This is a genomic window from Dyella caseinilytica (assembly GCF_016865235.1).
GTDB classification, from domain to species: Bacteria; Pseudomonadota; Gammaproteobacteria; order Xanthomonadales; family Rhodanobacteraceae; genus Dyella_B; species Dyella_B caseinilytica.
In genome coordinates, this window is sequence record NZ_CP064030.1 from 1,813,427 (window position 1) to 1,829,695 (window position 16,269).

General features: G+C 54.5%; 15 protein-coding genes and 1 tRNA gene. 13 read left to right on the forward strand and 3 right to left on the reverse strand.

Features of this window, described 5'->3' with window-relative positions; genetic code table 11:
- The first annotated feature begins 34 nt into the window (after positions 1–34).
- From ISN74_RS21230 to ISN74_RS08045, 12 genes are all read left to right on the forward strand, one after another.
- Positions 35–1,897, forward strand: a complete 1,863-nt coding sequence (locus tag ISN74_RS21230; RefSeq protein ID WP_275411502.1) for a lytic transglycosylase domain-containing protein — start codon at positions 35–37, stop codon at positions 1,895–1,897.
- The gene (locus tag ISN74_RS07995) at positions 1,894–2,625 is read left to right on the forward strand and encodes a hypothetical protein (protein ID WP_188798826.1); all 732 of its coding nucleotides are present in this window, start codon (positions 1,894–1,896) and stop codon (positions 2,623–2,625) included. The genes ISN74_RS21230 and ISN74_RS07995 overlap by 4 nt, the downstream gene beginning before the upstream one ends.
- Positions 2,625–2,903 (forward strand): phage baseplate plug family protein, encoded by a 279-nt coding sequence (locus tag ISN74_RS08000; RefSeq protein WP_188798827.1) that lies wholly within the window; start codon positions 2,625–2,627, stop codon positions 2,901–2,903. The genes ISN74_RS07995 and ISN74_RS08000 overlap by 1 nt, the downstream gene beginning before the upstream one ends.
- A gap of 3 nt (positions 2,904–2,906) precedes the next feature.
- The gene (locus ISN74_RS08005; protein ID WP_203546721.1) at positions 2,907–3,884 is read left to right on the forward strand and encodes a hypothetical protein; all 978 of its coding nucleotides are present in this window, start codon (positions 2,907–2,909) and stop codon (positions 3,882–3,884) included.
- A 7-nt stretch (positions 3,885–3,891) separates the two neighbouring features.
- Positions 3,892–4,545, forward strand: coding sequence for a phage baseplate assembly protein (locus ISN74_RS08010; protein ID WP_188798828.1), 654 nt, complete (start codon positions 3,892–3,894; stop codon positions 4,543–4,545).
- Positions 4,546–4,548: 3 nt separating this feature from the next.
- Complete coding sequence (locus ISN74_RS08015; protein ID WP_188798829.1) at positions 4,549–4,884, forward strand: hypothetical protein; 336 nt, start codon at positions 4,549–4,551, stop codon at positions 4,882–4,884.
- Positions 4,881–6,308 (forward strand): hypothetical protein, encoded by a 1,428-nt coding sequence (locus ISN74_RS08020; protein WP_203546722.1) that lies wholly within the window; start codon positions 4,881–4,883, stop codon positions 6,306–6,308. The genes ISN74_RS08015 and ISN74_RS08020 overlap by 4 nt, the downstream gene beginning before the upstream one ends.
- The gene (locus tag ISN74_RS08025) at positions 6,305–7,210 is read left to right on the forward strand and encodes a hypothetical protein (RefSeq protein ID WP_188798830.1); all 906 of its coding nucleotides are present in this window, start codon (positions 6,305–6,307) and stop codon (positions 7,208–7,210) included. The genes ISN74_RS08020 and ISN74_RS08025 overlap by 4 nt, the downstream gene beginning before the upstream one ends.
- Before the next feature lie 3 nt (positions 7,211–7,213).
- Positions 7,214–7,825, forward strand: coding sequence for a gp53-like domain-containing protein (locus tag ISN74_RS08030; protein WP_188798831.1), 612 nt, complete (start codon positions 7,214–7,216; stop codon positions 7,823–7,825).
- An 11-nt stretch (positions 7,826–7,836) separates the two neighbouring features.
- On the forward strand, positions 7,837–9,015 hold the full coding sequence (locus ISN74_RS08035) for a glycine-rich domain-containing protein (RefSeq protein WP_188798832.1): 1,179 nt from the start codon (positions 7,837–7,839) through the stop codon (positions 9,013–9,015).
- 8 nt (positions 9,016–9,023) lie between these two features.
- The gene (locus ISN74_RS08040) at positions 9,024–10,361 is read left to right on the forward strand and encodes a right-handed parallel beta-helix repeat-containing protein (protein ID WP_188798833.1); all 1,338 of its coding nucleotides are present in this window, start codon (positions 9,024–9,026) and stop codon (positions 10,359–10,361) included.
- Positions 10,362–10,426: 65 nt separating this feature from the next.
- Positions 10,427–11,506 (forward strand): acyltransferase family protein, encoded by a 1,080-nt coding sequence (locus ISN74_RS08045; protein ID WP_188798834.1) that lies wholly within the window; start codon positions 10,427–10,429, stop codon positions 11,504–11,506.
- 78 nt (positions 11,507–11,584) lie between these two features.
- Here ISN74_RS08045 and ISN74_RS08050 read toward each other — a convergent pair.
- Both ISN74_RS08050 and ISN74_RS08055 read right to left on the reverse strand, forming a co-directional pair.
- A tRNA-Leu gene (locus ISN74_RS08050) sits at positions 11,585–11,671 on the reverse strand.
- Between the two features lie 96 nt (positions 11,672–11,767).
- Positions 11,768–12,007, reverse strand: a complete 240-nt coding sequence (locus ISN74_RS08055; protein WP_188798835.1) for a hypothetical protein — start codon at positions 12,005–12,007, stop codon at positions 11,768–11,770.
- 245 nt (positions 12,008–12,252) lie between these two features.
- On the opposite strand from ISN74_RS08055, the gene ISN74_RS08060 reads away from it, so the two are divergent.
- Positions 12,253–12,903, forward strand: a complete 651-nt coding sequence (locus ISN74_RS08060) for a response regulator (RefSeq protein WP_188798836.1) — start codon at positions 12,253–12,255, stop codon at positions 12,901–12,903.
- A gap of 81 nt (positions 12,904–12,984) precedes the next feature.
- Here ISN74_RS08060 and rne read toward each other — a convergent pair whose 3' ends face one another.
- The gene (gene rne / locus ISN74_RS08065) at positions 12,985–16,188 is read right to left on the reverse strand and encodes a ribonuclease E (protein WP_188798837.1); all 3,204 of its coding nucleotides are present in this window, start codon (positions 16,186–16,188) and stop codon (positions 12,985–12,987) included.
- Between the last annotated feature and the right edge of the window lie 81 nt (positions 16,189–16,269).

The following is a 16,269-nucleotide window of genomic DNA, read 5'->3' on the forward strand; positions in this document are numbered from 1 at the left end:
CGTCATATCTTGCATGCCTTGATGGGGTTACGCGGTGGCCAATAAAGCCGTAATTACAATCCCCATCGATGACAAGCAATTTAACGATTTCATTGCTCGTTTCGAGAAATTCGAGCAGAAGCTAGACGCGCTCCCGGATGCGTGGAAAAAGATAAACGACGCATCGTCCGAAACAAGCGAGACGATGGCCGCGGGTCTCGGCGCCTTCATTGAGCATATGGTCGAGGCGACGACTCATGCAAAGAACCTTTCGGAGCATCTGAAGAACGCGGCTGACGCGCAGGGCCAGTTCAATGCCTCAACGCGCGACGGTGAATCCGGCCTCAAAAAGATGGCCAAGGAAGCCAAGGAACTCGGCGATAATATCTTTGGTATTGGCAAGTTCCTGCTGAAGGTCGGCGCTATTGGCATCGGCTCAGTCGCGGGCGGCCTATTCGGACTTGATAAGCTTGGCGAAAGTGCCGTCTCAAATCAGCGTTCGGCGCGCCAACTCGGCCTGACGACCGGCCAATATCGTGCTTTTGATACCGATCTAGGACGTGATGTCGGCGATTCGACCCTGCAGCATGTGGTCGATTCCAGGCAGACATTCGCCGGCCAGTTTTGGTTGCAGAAGGCGACCGGGCTAAGCGCCGATCAGCTCAAGAACATGGATTCCGGAAGCGTGGCTGCTGTTTTGGCCATGCGAGAGAATCAGTTCTACAAGTCCCATCCTAATGCGAATATGCAGACCATTGGGGCGACTGGATTCCTGCAGGTAGGTGAAGGTCAGGCGGATCTATTGCTGCATAAGAATGCCCCGCTCGAAGAGCAGCAGCGTGGATTCGCGCGTTACCGGAGTGATCAGGCATCACTCAATTATGGGGGAGGAACAGTTGACGCGCTCTATGACTTCAACAATCGCCTTCGCCTTGCTGGGCAGCATATCGAAACGGACTTTTCCGACAAGCTGTCGGAGCTGAATCGCAATGGAGCGCTTAGCGGCTTCATAACAAGCCTAGAGAAAGATGCTGAGATTCTTTTTAATGGCATCCTCAGCGATAAGAATCTAGCGGGCATACAGGATGGCCTCACGAAACTGGCGACCTATCTTGGATCGTCTGATTTCCAAAAGGCAGTCGCTACATTCTCCGATGACATTGTTAATTTAGCGACATGGGTCGCCAAGGCGCTTGGCATCGTATCGCCGACTGGTACTGGAGGTCAGAATGGCGCTCCATCAGACTGGTGGGATCCCAATAGCTCAAACATGCCCGATCCGGCTAACACTGGCGCCAATAGCAAGACATGGCATGAGTATAATTTTGCCACAGCAAAATCAGTGATGGGTACAGATTACACCAGTGATCAATACGTCGGTCCCGGTTTCGAGAACATCAATCCGAATAACCCTTCTGCACAAAAGAATTTAGCGTTGTTCAAGTCGCTTGAGTTGCAAAATGGATTGCCATCCGGCCTTGTTGGCGCGGTGGCCTATGACGAATCGAGAGGCTATGCGCATGCCAGATCCAAATCAGGTGCCATGGGTTTGATGCAGCTTTTGCCGGGAACCGCAAATGATCTTGGCGTCAATGACCCCTATGATTTCGGCCAATCAGCAGCCGGCGGTGCGAAATATCTGGGACAACTATTCAAGAAATATGGTGGTGAAGGCGGTGGTTTGGACGCTTTAGAAAAGGCTATTGCTGCCTATCACGATGGACCTGGCAATATTGATCGTGATATCAAGAATCGCGGACGAAATTGGATGTCTGCTATATCAATCGAAGGTCAGGGAGAGATATTGACCGTCCTGAAACAGATTGCGAAATATAAAGCTTTCAATACAAAAATTTGGGTTGCTAATACGGCTGGCGCCAATGTGGCTGTCTCCACCAATGCAGCAGCTCACTCATGAGCGTACCGGGTAATCTTGTAGCGAGCATTGAAGGAGTGTCGCTCATCGCCGCGACAAATCCTGCAGGCCTATCGAACTATGAGAATTCTTACGAGGTATCGCCCATTCTTCTCGTTGGAGGAATTGCAGCAAATGCCCAGGGTGGCGTGTTGCCCATCTCGCAGTTTCTGGGGGCGCCAGATGGTGGCGGATCGTTTCGTTTTGTCGTGATCCCTGGCGGCATGTTGATCAGCAACGCTATTGGTACTTATCCATTTGCCAATCAACAGGTCGCGGCAAATGCGGTCATCCAGCAGCCGCTGCCGATCTCGCTTCTGATGATCGCTCCGGTTCGCGAAGAAGAGGGCGGTTATTACGGCAAACTTGCTTTGTTCACGTCACTACAGAACACTCTGCAGGCGCATAACAATGCGGGTGGCTCATACAACGTCGTGACGCCGGCCTACATCTATCAAAACTGCCTCTTGCCAAGCCTTCAGGACGTTACATCGGGCGAGACAAAGCAGAAACAAGTTCATTGGCAGTGGGACTTTACCCAGCCGCTTATAACGCCTCAGCAGGCGCAGCAAGCCTATAATTCACTGATGGGAAAAGCGGCAGCGGGGCAGCAGGTCACATCGTCGAGCTGGTCGAACAATAATTCGCTCTCTGGAACACCACAGTCCAATGCTTCATCGTTAGCGCCGCAGAATAGCGGATCTGCCATCACCTATCCGACAGGTCCGTGATGACTACTCTTATTGCGTTCCAGCCAAATAACACGGCTAGTCCTCCGTTTCAGACAAATTTTACTTTGGATGGGGCTAGTTATTCCGGCACGGCTTGGTGGAACATCGCGGGGCAGCGCTGGTATTTAAGCCTGACGGATCAGAGCGGCAACAACATCTGGACAGGCGCGTTGATTGGTTCGCCGATCGGTTTTGATATTCCGCTAGCGCCAGGCATCTTTTCCGCATCGACGCTCATCTATAGAGCCGATACGGGGAATTTCGAGCAGACGCCCTAAGCCATGCGCTTCTATGAGATATCGGTGACGCCGCAAGGTTCATCGACGCCGAGACGTGTCTGGTCTTCGTTTCCGAATGGCGTTTTCAATCCCGGCGCACTCAATATTGAGTTCGATATGCCAATCTTTCAGGCGGGATCGCAGAACAGCGCTATCACGCTTTCGATAGAGGGGATATCGCTGCAGGATTTGAATCAGGCGCAGAATTTCGCCGGGATGCAGATCGTCATCAAGGGAGGCATGGGTAAGGGATTGCCTCTGGTCAATCCTGCACAAGCTGGCGTGCTTTTTACCGGACAAATTCTCTATGCCTTCGGAAATTGGCAAGGCACTGAACAGACGCTCGAATTTGTTGTTGTCCCAACGCAGATATACACCACGGATGAGCCGGGGAACTTCGTTCTCAACTGGAATGCCGGACAGACGCTAGGTCAAGCACTTTCGCAGACGCTGGGGATTGCCTATCCCGGCGTGCCTGTGAATATGAACATCAGTAGCTCGCTGGTGAACAGTTTCGACTTTCCGCATTTCTGTTCCACGTTCGATCAGCTCGGATCATTGATCAGCGAATTTACCAGTGACAACTTCAACAACACCGTGAAGATGTCGATGCAGAACGGATCAATCAATGTGTTTGATGGTAGTTATCAGCCATCACCCATACAGCTGGTTTTCACTGACTTCATAGGTCAACCGACATGGATAGAAAATAGCCAGCTTCAGATTAAGACCGTGTTGCGTGCCGACTTGGCGCTAGGTGGTCAGGTTCTCATGCCGCAGGGCTTGCAGAATGCTCCCGGTGTCATCACCCAATCCGGCGCAGCGCTACCTGGCGCATTGAAATACAAAAGCACTTTCGACGGAACTTTCAGCATTGCCGCGATGCGTCATGTTGGAAGCTTCCGGTCATCCGATGCGGGAAATTGGTGCACGGTGATCAATTGCGTTCCACCTAACGATTTCGCCTCGAACAATAACTGACAACATCATGGCATCTAACTGGCTCAAGCTTTGGGTTCAAGGGAACCTAGGGAAGCTTGCGACCAATCGTGCCAGAAATGAAATACAGAGTACTGGACGGTGCCTGCCATGCAGTGTCGTTGGCGTCAATGGCGCACTGGTCACAGTGAAATTCGAGGTCAACTCGAAACCGTGGACGCTTCCACAAATCACGATTCCGATTGCCGAAAGCCAATGGATACGCGCGCCGATTCAAATAGGCGACAAGGGCATAACAATACCTGCTGATGTGTTGATCGGAAACATTTCAGGTCTCGGTGTTGGCGTACCGACGATGGCGCGTCCAGGGAACTTGTCAGCGCTTTCCTTCTTGCCGATATCTAGCAAGAACTTTTCGCCGGTGAACACAAACGCGGCTTTCGTCTCTGGCCCGCAGGGTGTTGTATTACAGACCGAGGATGGAAGCGTTTCGCTAACACTGAGTGAGACGGGATTCGTCTTCAAGTTAGGCACGCAAACATTCACATTCAATGCCAGTGGTCTTACCTCAAGCGTTGCATTGCAAGTGAATAGCACGATCAATGCGACGAACGATATCAAGGCTGGAACTATAAGCCTACAGAATCATGTCCATAGCGGCGTGCAATCCGGCGGTAGTAACACTGGTCCGGCTACGGGTTAACTCATGCGCACTTATGGCCGCGATATCAATGGCAATTGGCAAGTCATTACCACGGATGTGAATGGATTCAATGATAACGTTTTTCTTACCACGCTCGCCCAAGTCCTGAAGCTCAATCTCGGTGAATCGCCGTTCTATGCCAATTATGGCATCCCGCAATATCAAACCATCGTGACCCAGGTGTTGCCTGACTATTATGTCATGCAGACACAGACGAATCTCGCGCCGAACTTCGCGTCACTGTCTATTACGCGCGTACCGAACTCCGATCCTCCTGTCTATAACGTGCAGGCGGTTTGCCATAGCGGCGCTATCTTGAATAAGACAATCTACACATGACGAGCGCCACATCGATTCCGCTGGTGATGACGGCAGCCGGCCCAGTTCCGACATCGCCATCTGCACTGCAGCAGGCTCTGATCAATGGCGTCGCCGCGACCAATCCCGATTATACTGTTTTGCCGGGATCGCTGATTGAGGATATTTCCTCGACCGATGTTGGTGCTCTGGTCACTATGGATCAGGCGCGCATTGAATCGGTCAACAATGTGACGCCCTTTGGCGCTAATGCATTTGTCCTAGCTCAGCTAGGCATCCAGTTCGGAATTCCGCAGGGAACCCCCGCGAATGGGAGCGTTGATGTCGTCATCAGTGATCTCACGCTCAGCTCAAATGGCTATGTGATATCACCGGGATTCACGGTGTCGGATGGCACTAATCAATACGTGATTCAAGATGGAGGCATTGTCCAATCCAACGGGCAGACGGAGCCTATGTTCGCGGTGGCAGTGTCCAGCGGAACGTTTGCTATCCCCGCCAATAGCGTAAACCAGCTTATTACGTCGGTGCCCAGTAGCTATCCGTTATCAGTCAATAACCCGATTGCTGGTACAGCTGCCACTGCTGCAGAAAGCGTACAAAGTTACCGTTCGCGCGTATTGCAGGCCGGACAGGTTGCATCGACCGGAACACCGGCCTATTTGAAGACGCTTCTACAGGCAATAACCGGCGTTCAACCGCAACTAGTATCGATCAATCAGGTGTCGGGAGGGTGGCAAGTTATCTGCGGTGGCGGCGATCCGTTTGCAGTCGCTAACGCAATCTTGCAAGGCGTTCCCGATATTTCGACGCTGCAAGGATCGCAGCTATCCATCACAAACATGTCTGAGACGAACCCAGTTGTCATCACGACGAATCTCAATCATGGCTACATCGCAGGTCAGACCGTTACTGTAACGGGCGCTACGCCGAGCGCTTATAACATTACTTATACGATTGCGTCAGTTACGGCCACGACAATCACCACGACGACTAATGGCAGCGCGTTTGGCGCTTATGTCAGTGGCGCTACGCTTTCGCCGAATCCCAGGAATGTCTCGGTGTCGGTTTTCCAGAATCCGAATACCTACAACATCACCTTCGTCAACCCTCCACAACAAATCGTGACGATGGCGGTGGAATGGAATACGACACTGCCGAATTTCACCGCAGGTGCATCAGTCGATCAATTGGCAGCACCTGCACTTCAGTCCTATATCAATTCGATCTATACCGGTCAGCCGCTCAATCTTCTTGAGGCAACGGCAACCTTTCAGAATGCCGTATCGTCGGTCATCGCGGCCAACAATATTACAACGCTGCTATTCACTGTGACGATCAATGGCGTAACCGCATCGCCAACCGCAGGAACGAGCATTATTCCGAGTGATCCGGAATCGTATTTCTTCTGCAGCTCAACGGGCGTGACGGTCTCCCAAGGATGAGCCAGATAGAGTCGTTCCAGACGCTGCCTTTGCAGGCGGTGATCCCTAGCTATTTGTATTTTGAATATAGCAATGATGACAACCTGCAGGCTTTCGTCGCCTCGCAAAACTCGTTGGCGCAAGGCTATCTAAACTGGTTCCTCAATAATTCGCTGGGGCTCTATACATCACCATTCATTGCAGGACCTATGCTCGATTGGATAGGGCAAGGTGTCTATGGGATCAGCCGGCCAGTCCTTTCCACACAAACCGTACAGCGTATTGCGGGCTATAACTCATCGCCCTATAACACGGTTCCTTACAACAATTTGACTGTGACGACGAGTGGCAATGCAACGATTGCCAGCGATGATATTTACAAGCGTGCGATGACATGGTCTCTATATCGCGGTGATGGGCAAGTCTTCACGATGCAATGGCTTAAGAATCGAATCAATCGATTCTTGAATGGCGCGAATGGGGCGGATTATGCGGTCCAAAACTACCCGCCATCTATAACGGTTTCTGGAAAGACCTTCACGATTACAGCATTCGCGAGTCCGGCGCTAACGGCGCTGATCGAACTATTCGCTAATGGCGCTCTACCTATCCCATTCCAATACAACTTCGCCTTCGTCTCTGCATCGTTCACCAATGATGGCGGAGTACTTGCCTTAAGCGAGCCGCTAAATTTCCCATCAAATAGCGCGCATCTTCCCGCTGGATCGATTTACTACAACGGCGGCACATTGGGCATCGTTCCAGGCATAACGCCATCCCCGACTGCTCCAGCCGTCTATTTCAACACACTTACTCCGGGCCAACTCCAGTCGCTGGGGGGCGGGAATTTCCCGCTAACCGATCCCAATAACGCGAATCAGTACTGGAACAACGGCGGAATGATCGCCATCTCCATAGGCTAAGCCATGTCATTCAATTTCATTTTCTCCGACAATGTCAATACGGCATTGGCAAGTCCGTTTTCGAACACATCGACACAATTTACTTTAGCAAGCACGCTGAATGTTCCATCCTCGATTCCATCGGGATCGTATTGGGTCGTTTCGCTAACAGACCAGGCGACACAGCAGAATAAAGAAATCATCTATGTTGGAACGATTAATGGGGCAACTTGTTCAAATCTATTGAGAGCGCAAGAAGGTACTAGCGCGCTTTCATGGAATACGGGTGACTTCGCATTCAATGGACCTACTAGCGGTCAGATGGCCAATATGGTGCAGGGATCCTACACAGATGTTTTTGGGCAGAATGGTTATCGAATAAGCCCGGATGGATTTATCAAACAATGGGGTAAAGCAGGATCTGCATCGAATGGACTGTCGACCGTGACATTTCCCATTCCTTTTCCGAATGGATGCCTTATCGCAAAAGCTACTCCGGTAGGCGGAACCATCTATAACGGCGATACGGCCCAGATCATCACAATTAATGGGAATACAGGAATGACAGTTGGTGCAAGTAATCCCGTATCTGGTGGTGGTCTAGTCAATTTCTTTTGGGAAGCAGAGGGCTATTAAAAATGAAGAAAATGTTGTTAAAATTATTTGGTGCAGCACTGTTGCTATTGCCTGCATTGGCCGTTGCCCAAACCTATCCTTCGCCTACCTTTAACTCGGTCACACTGCAGACACCGCTTGCCGCAGCCTATGGCGGAACAGGTGTAGCGAATAGTTCCACAATCACGCTCGGCGGTCCTTTTGTCACATCTGGATCTAGCTCGCTTACCCTGGCCACGACGGGCGCCACCAGTGTCACGCTGCCAACGAGCGGCACGCTGCTTACGACAAGTGGCGCTGCAAGCACCTATGCGCCGATTGCATCGCCAACCTTTACGGGCTCAGTAACGATCCCTGCTGGCTCCATCAATGGAACCACCATTGGTGCATCGACGGCTAGCACTGGCGCATTCACGACGCTGTCTGCAAGTAGTACGGTTAGCGGAATCGGTTTCAGCAATTATCTTGCATCCCCACCGGCTATTGGCGGAACGACCGCCGCAGCCGGCAGTTTCACCAATCTATCTGCGTCCGGCACGCTCACTGGTTTCCCTGGGCGCCTTATCAATGTTGTTGTTATTTCGACGACCGGCACCTATACGCCCGATGCCGGCACTAACAAAGTTGTCGTTTATGTAGTGGGCGGTGGCGGCGGGAGTGGTGGTGTCGCTACAACGACATCTAGCCAAGTGTCCGCATCCAATGGTGGTGGCGGTGGCGGAACAGCAGAAAGTTATCTGACGAGTGGTTTCTCCGGCGTCACCGTCACGATTGGTGCAGCAGGCACCGCGGGCACGACCAGCACATCTGGCGGTAATGGTGGAACGACATCATTCGGATCCGTGCTTTCAGCGACGGGTGGCACTGGTAGTGGTGCCGGCTCAGCGGTTGCTTATGCAACAGCCGCGTTCCAAGGTGGTGGAAGCCTGGGAGGACTCGGCAGCAGCGGAAATATCCTCAATGCCAATGGGTCAGCATCCGGCTACTCCATTACTTTCGGTGCCAGCTTTGGCATTGGTTCCAACGGTGGCAATTCTTTATTCGGTATAGGGGGTGCCCAAAACGTCAACGGCACTTCCACGGGAAGCAGTGGCAATGCCGGCGCCGGCCCGGGCGCCGGTGCTGGTGGCGCATCCTGCGGTCCTTCTTGTACGGGTGTTGCCGGTCATGCCGGCAATGCAGGCGTTGTCATCATCTTTGAATTCAGCTGAGAAAGTCCATGACCGCTATTACTAGCTCACCGCTTGTCGTGTCCGTCATGAATTATGGCGCAACCGGGAATGGAACCACTGATGATGGCCCCGCAATTCAAGCCGCAGCCAATGCTGCAGCTTCCGCGGGTCTTCGCTTGTATTTTCCATATCCGCCAGGAGGTTCCTATTTCGTTCAAACCTATATTGATATCCCTGGAAATAGTTCATGGTTCGGTGATCCGGGAACAGTCATCAATATTTCGCCAACTTGTTCATTAGGTCCGGTAAGTATTGGAGGCTCTAATCGCGCCATCTATGCCAATGCGGTAAGCAATATCAAGCTTGTTGATTTGGTATTCGAAAGTTCATCCACCGGGCTAGCTCAAGAGGGCGTGAGTATCGCTTTCAATAACGTAGCAAATGCGGTCATCAAAGGCTGTTCGTTTAATAACTTCGGTGATTCCACCTATTACGCGCAAGGTATCGTTTTTTTGTGTAGTAATGGAATTCTTGTCAAAGATTCCATGGCCTCCGGAAATTCCGGAGATGGATTTGCTTTCAGTACCTGCACAAATTTCCAGTTTGTTGGCAACGATAGTTCTAGCAATGGTGATTGGGGATGCGCGACGACTGTCAGTTGCAACAATGGCATCGTCAAAGGCAATATTTTCACCGGCAATGCAAGCGTGGCGACGGGTGCAGATCGATGCACCAATATGACATTCTCAGATAACCTATGCATTAACAATGCTTACGGTGTTCGCATCTGTCGTTATGATCCAGATACTTCTGCATCGCAATACATCACCGTCTCTGGGAATATTGTCAATGGAGCAAAGACAGTTGGCATCTCGGTTGAGCAATGCACATCGCCTGCTTGTGTTTCAGTGACAGGGAATGTCATTGCAGGTAGCAATGGACCCGGCATGAATATTTCCGATTCCTGTCTCGTGACAGTGGCAGGAAATAGTATCGACTCGACCAATGGCGCATCGATACTGATCATCAGCTATACAGCTGCTTACGAGACAGGTCGTATTACGGTGACTGGGAATACGCTAAGTCTTGGCACCTATGGTGTTCAGCAGGTCACTGGGCCAGGAACCATCACACAGGTCACGATCGGCCCGAATAACATTTCAGACATGTCGGCCGGCTTCTATTCGCTGCTCACAAGCGCCAATTTCATCGAATTCAATCCTCCGGGCGCATACATCGATACCAGCAATCCGACAAACATACCCAGTGGATTCACGGCGAGCACTGCAACGGCCGGTGGCGCGGCTATTCCCGCCACTTGTTCAGAATTTGTCTATCAATATGTAGGCGGACAATTAAGGAAATACGCCGTTTTTAACCCATAAATTTCCGCTTGGCACGATAACTGCTGGTTTTAGCGGTACAATTCGTGCACCGAGAGGGGATTGGTATGGAACGGACGAAGGATTTCACCCAGAACGGGTTCACGCTCATTCGGATCATCGCGGCTTCGCTGGTGATCATTACGCATACGTATGTGGTTCTCGGGTATGCACAGGGTGATCCGTTTGAGCGCCGGCATTTGCTTGGACTGAGCAAGCTCGGTGTAGATACCTTCTTCGTCATCAGTGGATATCTCGTTGCTCTTTCGGCTCAGCGCAGCGCTAATCTTTTTCAGTTCGCTATGAAGCGGCTGATCCGCATCGTCCCAGGTCTAGCTGTCGTCACGCTGCTAACCGTATTCGTACTTGGCCCTTTATTAACCTCAGCAGATAATTATTTCTCTCAGTCTTCGACATGGACCTATCTAGGTCACATCTTAGTTTTCAACCAGCAAAAAGAGCTCCCTGGCCTGTTCGCAAATAATCCTGTCCAAGCGGTCAACGCATCCCTCTGGACGCTAGCCATTGAAGTGGCCTGCTATGGGGCGTTGATGGCGCTTATTTGGGCCGGCGGAATGCGCTCGCGCATCCTCTTCCTGATTGTCATGGTGATGCTTGGCCTTCATCTCAACGATACCTTCAGGATGGACAAATTCTTTCTAGGCGTCTTTCAACTCAGATTGAACGAATGCGGGATGCTATTTTTCTATGGAGCCCTATTAGCAACCCTGAATGATCGGCTTCGCCCATCATGGGCGGTATCTGCATTGTTTGTCTGTGCAATCGCTGCCGGATTTATCTATAGCAAGGCTGACTGGCATTACTCGGCGCTGATCTATCTCACACTCTGGCCTTATACGATCATCACGTCTGCGCTACTGCTCAAGCGCATGGCCTGCCTCAATCGCTTCGACATCTCCTACGGCACCTACATTTATGGCTTCGTGATCCAGCAATGCTTGGTGTCGGTGATTCATCATCGGAATGTGGGGCTCTTTATCCTGGCGTCGCTGCTGCTGTCATATGCGGCAGGGGCGTTGTCGTGGTTCCTCGTGGAGCGTCCGGCGATGCGGTTGAAGGGTATGGTGTTTGGACGACGAAAGTCAGCGACTGTTGCCTCTCAGGTCATAACGACCCAGACCATTTAACGACGTAATTTTCCAGGATTGCGGAAAAATCTCAGGATTGCGGAAAAATTCACGCACTCATAAATCGCTGAAAAGCGTTGGTGCCCGGAGCGGGAATCGAACCCGCACAACCTTTCGGTCGAGAGATTTTAAGTCTCTTGCGTCTACCAATTTCGCCATCCGGGCAGGGCAGCTACCGGGGTGACGAGAGCTGCAGGCGCGCGGATCGTAACATGCGCCCACCTTTTCGCGGAGCAGTTAGCTCCATTTGTTACAGCGCTATCAGGCTACGGCACTTTCAATTGGTGCATCGGGACGTGCGTATTGCGCCAGCCGGATCGTGGAGGCTGGGCCGGGCATCTCTACGCAGGTGCTGCGTCCGGAACGATTGTGTTCGTCGCGGGCAGCTTCGCGCGCCAGTTGAATGGCAGGGCCCAGCCGCAATTGGCTGAACAGGGTCGCCGTCTCTCGGCGAATGCTCCAATCCCCGTCAGGAGATTGTTTGAGCGAGTAGATCACCATCGGAACCTCCATCGGTTAGCGAGAACTAGCCTTACTGGGGACTGCGACTTACGTGACTTACAACATCCTATGCACGCAATAATGACATTGAAACTTAGGACTCGTATGTAGGCAATTTCCTACTATTCATGTGGGAGTTGACGCTATATGGAAAATCCTTGCCAATCGCGAGGTTACGGGCTTGCAATGTGCCGGCTACCCGCCTACTTTGCAGGTGCACAATACCTAGGCAGGGAGAGCGAAAGATGATTGACGTTGTACTCGTGGATGATCACGAGCTTGTTCGAACTGGCTTCAGGATGATCCTACAGCAGCCGGATATTCGCATTTGCGGCGAGGCGGGTACAGCCGAGGAAGGGCTGCGTCTCATCCGGGCTGCCAAGCCTCACATCGCACTGGTCGATGTGCACATGCCCGGCATGAGCGGCATCGAGCTGACCGAGCGGGTGGCACGGGCGAATCTGCCTACGCACGTCATCGTCGTAACGGTGGTGGACGATGCGCGTTTTCCGAAGCGACTGTTGGATGCCGGCGCACATGGTTACCTGACCAAGAGCTGCGCTGCCGAGGAATTGCTCAATGCCGTTCGCCAAGTGGCTGGCGGTCGGCGTTACCTGGCTCCGGCCGTGGCGCAGCAGTTGGCGCTGGCCACTCTGGATGGCGAAGGTTCGCCATTCGACGTGCTCTCCAGTCGCGAGCTGGAGGTAGCGATGATGTTGGTGCGCGGCAAGGCGCTCACTGCGATTGGCGAGCAGCTCAACCTGAGCCCCAAGACGGTTTCCACCTACAAGCAGCGGCTTATGGAAAAGCTGCAGGTGGATCATGTGATCAGCCTTGCGCATCTGATGACGGTGCATGGTTTGCTGGATACGCACAACAACCAGGTCGGCAACTAAGCAAGCACCGCCGATACTGCAAGCAAAAGAAAGGGCCGGACATTGTCCGGCCCTTTCTTTTTGGATCCTTGAACCGGCTCGTCAGGAGAGCCGGTTGTCATGCTGCTCATGCGGCGGCGCATCTTCGTTGGAAGCGGGTTCTTCCTTGGCTTCCTGGTGGCCATGTTCCGGTTGAGCCGAAGCGTGGTGACGAAGCGGCTGCGAAAGTAGGTCGCCTTGCTCTGGCTGATGGAACAGCGGAGCCGGTGCCACCGGAGCAGGTGTCACGATTTCCGTGACCGGTGCGGGGGCGTCCTCCGCAGCCTCAACGACCGGTTTGATAACCGGGGCAACCTCATTGATCACGATCGGCGCGACGGGCGCAGTGACATGCGCTTCGTTAACGGCCAGTGTGACGTCATTGTCGTGCGATACCGCCACGGTCACGACTTCCGACGGCGTCGCGGGCGTTTCGGCCTTCTGCTCGGCAACTGCTTCGCTTACGACCGGAGCCGGTACCGTTTCAGCGGCTTCGCGCACCGGAATCGGCGGCAATACCGGCAGATTGAACGAAGCGGCTACCGGGGCAGGGGCGATGATCACCGGTACTGCCGTGTGCTCTTCCGCTGCCGGTGCATGATGGGTTTCCGTTTCGACAGATGCCTTGACTGCATCGGCCTCTGTGGTCGGGAACGTGGCAGGTTGCGGCGCTTCAATCGCAGCAACGCTCGCTTCTGCCGCGGTGACTTCCGTGGCAAGCTTCTGTACCGGCGCCTCAACGCGCGACGGCACTTCTGCGCGCGGCGACTCGACAGTCAAGGGCTCGGGCTTCGCTTCCGGAACATGGATGGCTTCTGGCGCGTCGTCGCCCTCATCGCGATCCTCGTCATCCAGCACGTCGCCAAGCTGCTCGTTCGCTACGGCGCCGGTTGCGGTGGCACTGTCGTGACGGCGGCGGCGACGGCCACCACGGCGGCCACGGCGACGACGCGACTGACCCGCTTCAAGTGTCTCGGCCGCAGCGTTCTGTACGCCTTCGGCTACGGTTGCTACTGCAACGACGGTTTCTGCAGTGGGCTTGGGTATTTCCGTAGCTTGAGCCGGTGCCGGCGAATTGGCGCCAGCCGCTTGCTGCGGACGCTCGGCTTGCGGTGCACGCTCAGCCTGTGGCTGGCGCTGCTGACGTTCTTGCTGGGGCTGCTTGGCGGCTTGCGCATTCTGCTGTTTGTTGCGCTGCTCGGCGTTAGCGGCCTCGTTGGCCTGGGTCTGCTTCGGCTGACGCTGTTCCTGCTTGTTGCCTTGCTGTTGCGGTTGCTGCTGGCGGCCCTGCGCTTGCTGCTCATTGCGCTGGCGCTGATTCGGGTTCTTGCCTTGTCCTTGCTGCTGCGCGTTACCGCGAGCGCCGGCACCCTGCTGCTCGCGCTGCTGGCGCGGAGCACCGTCAGCGCGGTTGCGCTGTTCGTTGCGGCGGTTATCTTGCTGCCTGCCGCGCTGTGTTTCCTGACGCGCCACCGGTGCGGGGGCTGGGGCAGGTGCAGCGGTTTCGTCGCCGCCACGGAAGAGACCGCCGAACAGGCGGGAGAAAAAGCCGCCGTTGCCCTTACCGTTGCTCTTGAGAGCAGGTGCCGTCGCAGCCACCGGCTGGCGTTTTGTGGCCGGTGCCGGTGCAGGGGCCGCTGCCGCGGGCTCGTCCTCGCGCACTGGCGCAGGGCTGGCCGGCACAATGCCACTGACAGCGGGCTGCTCGGTGCTGCCCAAAGCCTGGCCCATTTTGCGGATGGAGGTGGGCTCTTCAGCAGTGAGGCGCTCGTAGCTGGGCTTGCTGTGCTCGCCCATGTCCACTTCGCGGATGCGCTGGATCTCGATGTGCGGCGTGTCGAGCTTGTCGTCCGCCACGATCACCACGTGCACCTTGTTGCGCAGTTCGATCTCCACCACGCTGGCGCGCTTTTCGTTGAGCATGAAGTTAGCCACGCTCGCCGGGGCCTGCACCAGCACCTGGCCGGTGTTGTCCTTCATGGCGTGTTCTTCGATCAGGCGCAGGGTCGACAGCGAGAGCGATTCCACGCTGCGGATGTGGCCGTGGCCATCGCAGCGCGGGCAAACGATCTGGGTAGCCTCACCCAGCGATGGGCGCAGGCGCTGACGCGACATTTCCATAAGGCCGAAGCGTGAGATGCGGCCGATCTGGATGCGTGCCCGGTCCAGCTTGGACGCTTCCTTCAGGCGCTCTTCGACTTCCCGCTGGTGCTTGGGGCTGTCCATGTCGATGAAGTCGATCACGATCAGGCCGCCGGCATCGCGGATGCGCAACTGACGGGCGATCTCGGTGGCCGCTTCCAGGTTGGTGTTGAAGGCGGTCTCTTCGATATCCCCGCCCTTGGTAGCCTTGGACGAGTTGATGTCGATCGCGGTCAGCGCTTCGGTCTGGTCGATCACGATCGAGCCGCCGGAAGGCAGGCGCACGCTGCGGTCGAAGGCACTCTCGATCTGGGTTTCGATCTGGTAGCGCGAGAACAGCGGGGTGTCGTCCTTGTACAGCTTCAGCTTGCGCAAAGCATTGGGCATCACTTGCTGTACGAATTCGCGGGCGTCGTTGTAGAGCGACTCCTCGTCGATCAGGATCTCACCGATGTCATTGCGCAGGTAGTCGCGCAGGGCGCGGATGAACAGCTTGGATTCCTGGTAGATCAGGAACGGTGCCTTCTGCGCCTGGGCGGCCGACGAGATGGCCTTCCACAGCTGGATCAGGTAGTCGAGATCCCACTGCAGCTCTTCGGCATCGCGGCCCATGCCGGCGGTACGCACGATCAGGCCCATGTCGTCCGGAACGGTCAGGTGTTCCAGCGCCTCCTTCAATGCCTGGCGGTCTTCACCCTCGATGCGACGAGAAACACCGCCGGCCTTCGGGTTGTTTGGCATCAGCACCATGTAGCGGCCGGCCAGGCTGATGAAGGTGGTGAGGGCGGCACCCTTGTTGCCACGCTCTTCCTTCTCGACCTGGACAACGACTTCCAGGCCTTCCTTCAGCAGTTCGCGGATGTTCGACTTGTAGGGATCCAGGCCCGGCGTGAAGTACTCGCGGGCGATTTCCTTCAGCGGAAGGAAGCCATGGCGCTCGGCGCCGTAGTCGACAAAGCAGGCTTCGAGGGATTGCTCAACGCGCGTGATACGGCCTTTGTAGATATTGGCCTTTTTCTGTTCGCGGGAGGGGATTTCAATATCGAGATCGTAAAGGGTTTGGCCATCAACGATGGCCACACGCAACTCCTCACGCTGAGTTGCGTTGATCAACATTCTTTTCATTGTGATTCCTCGGCTTGGCCGCGCGTCGCGCGCCGCGGTGGCGCCTGGTGTGGCGGCCTGTCCGGGGATCGCGCCGCTGCG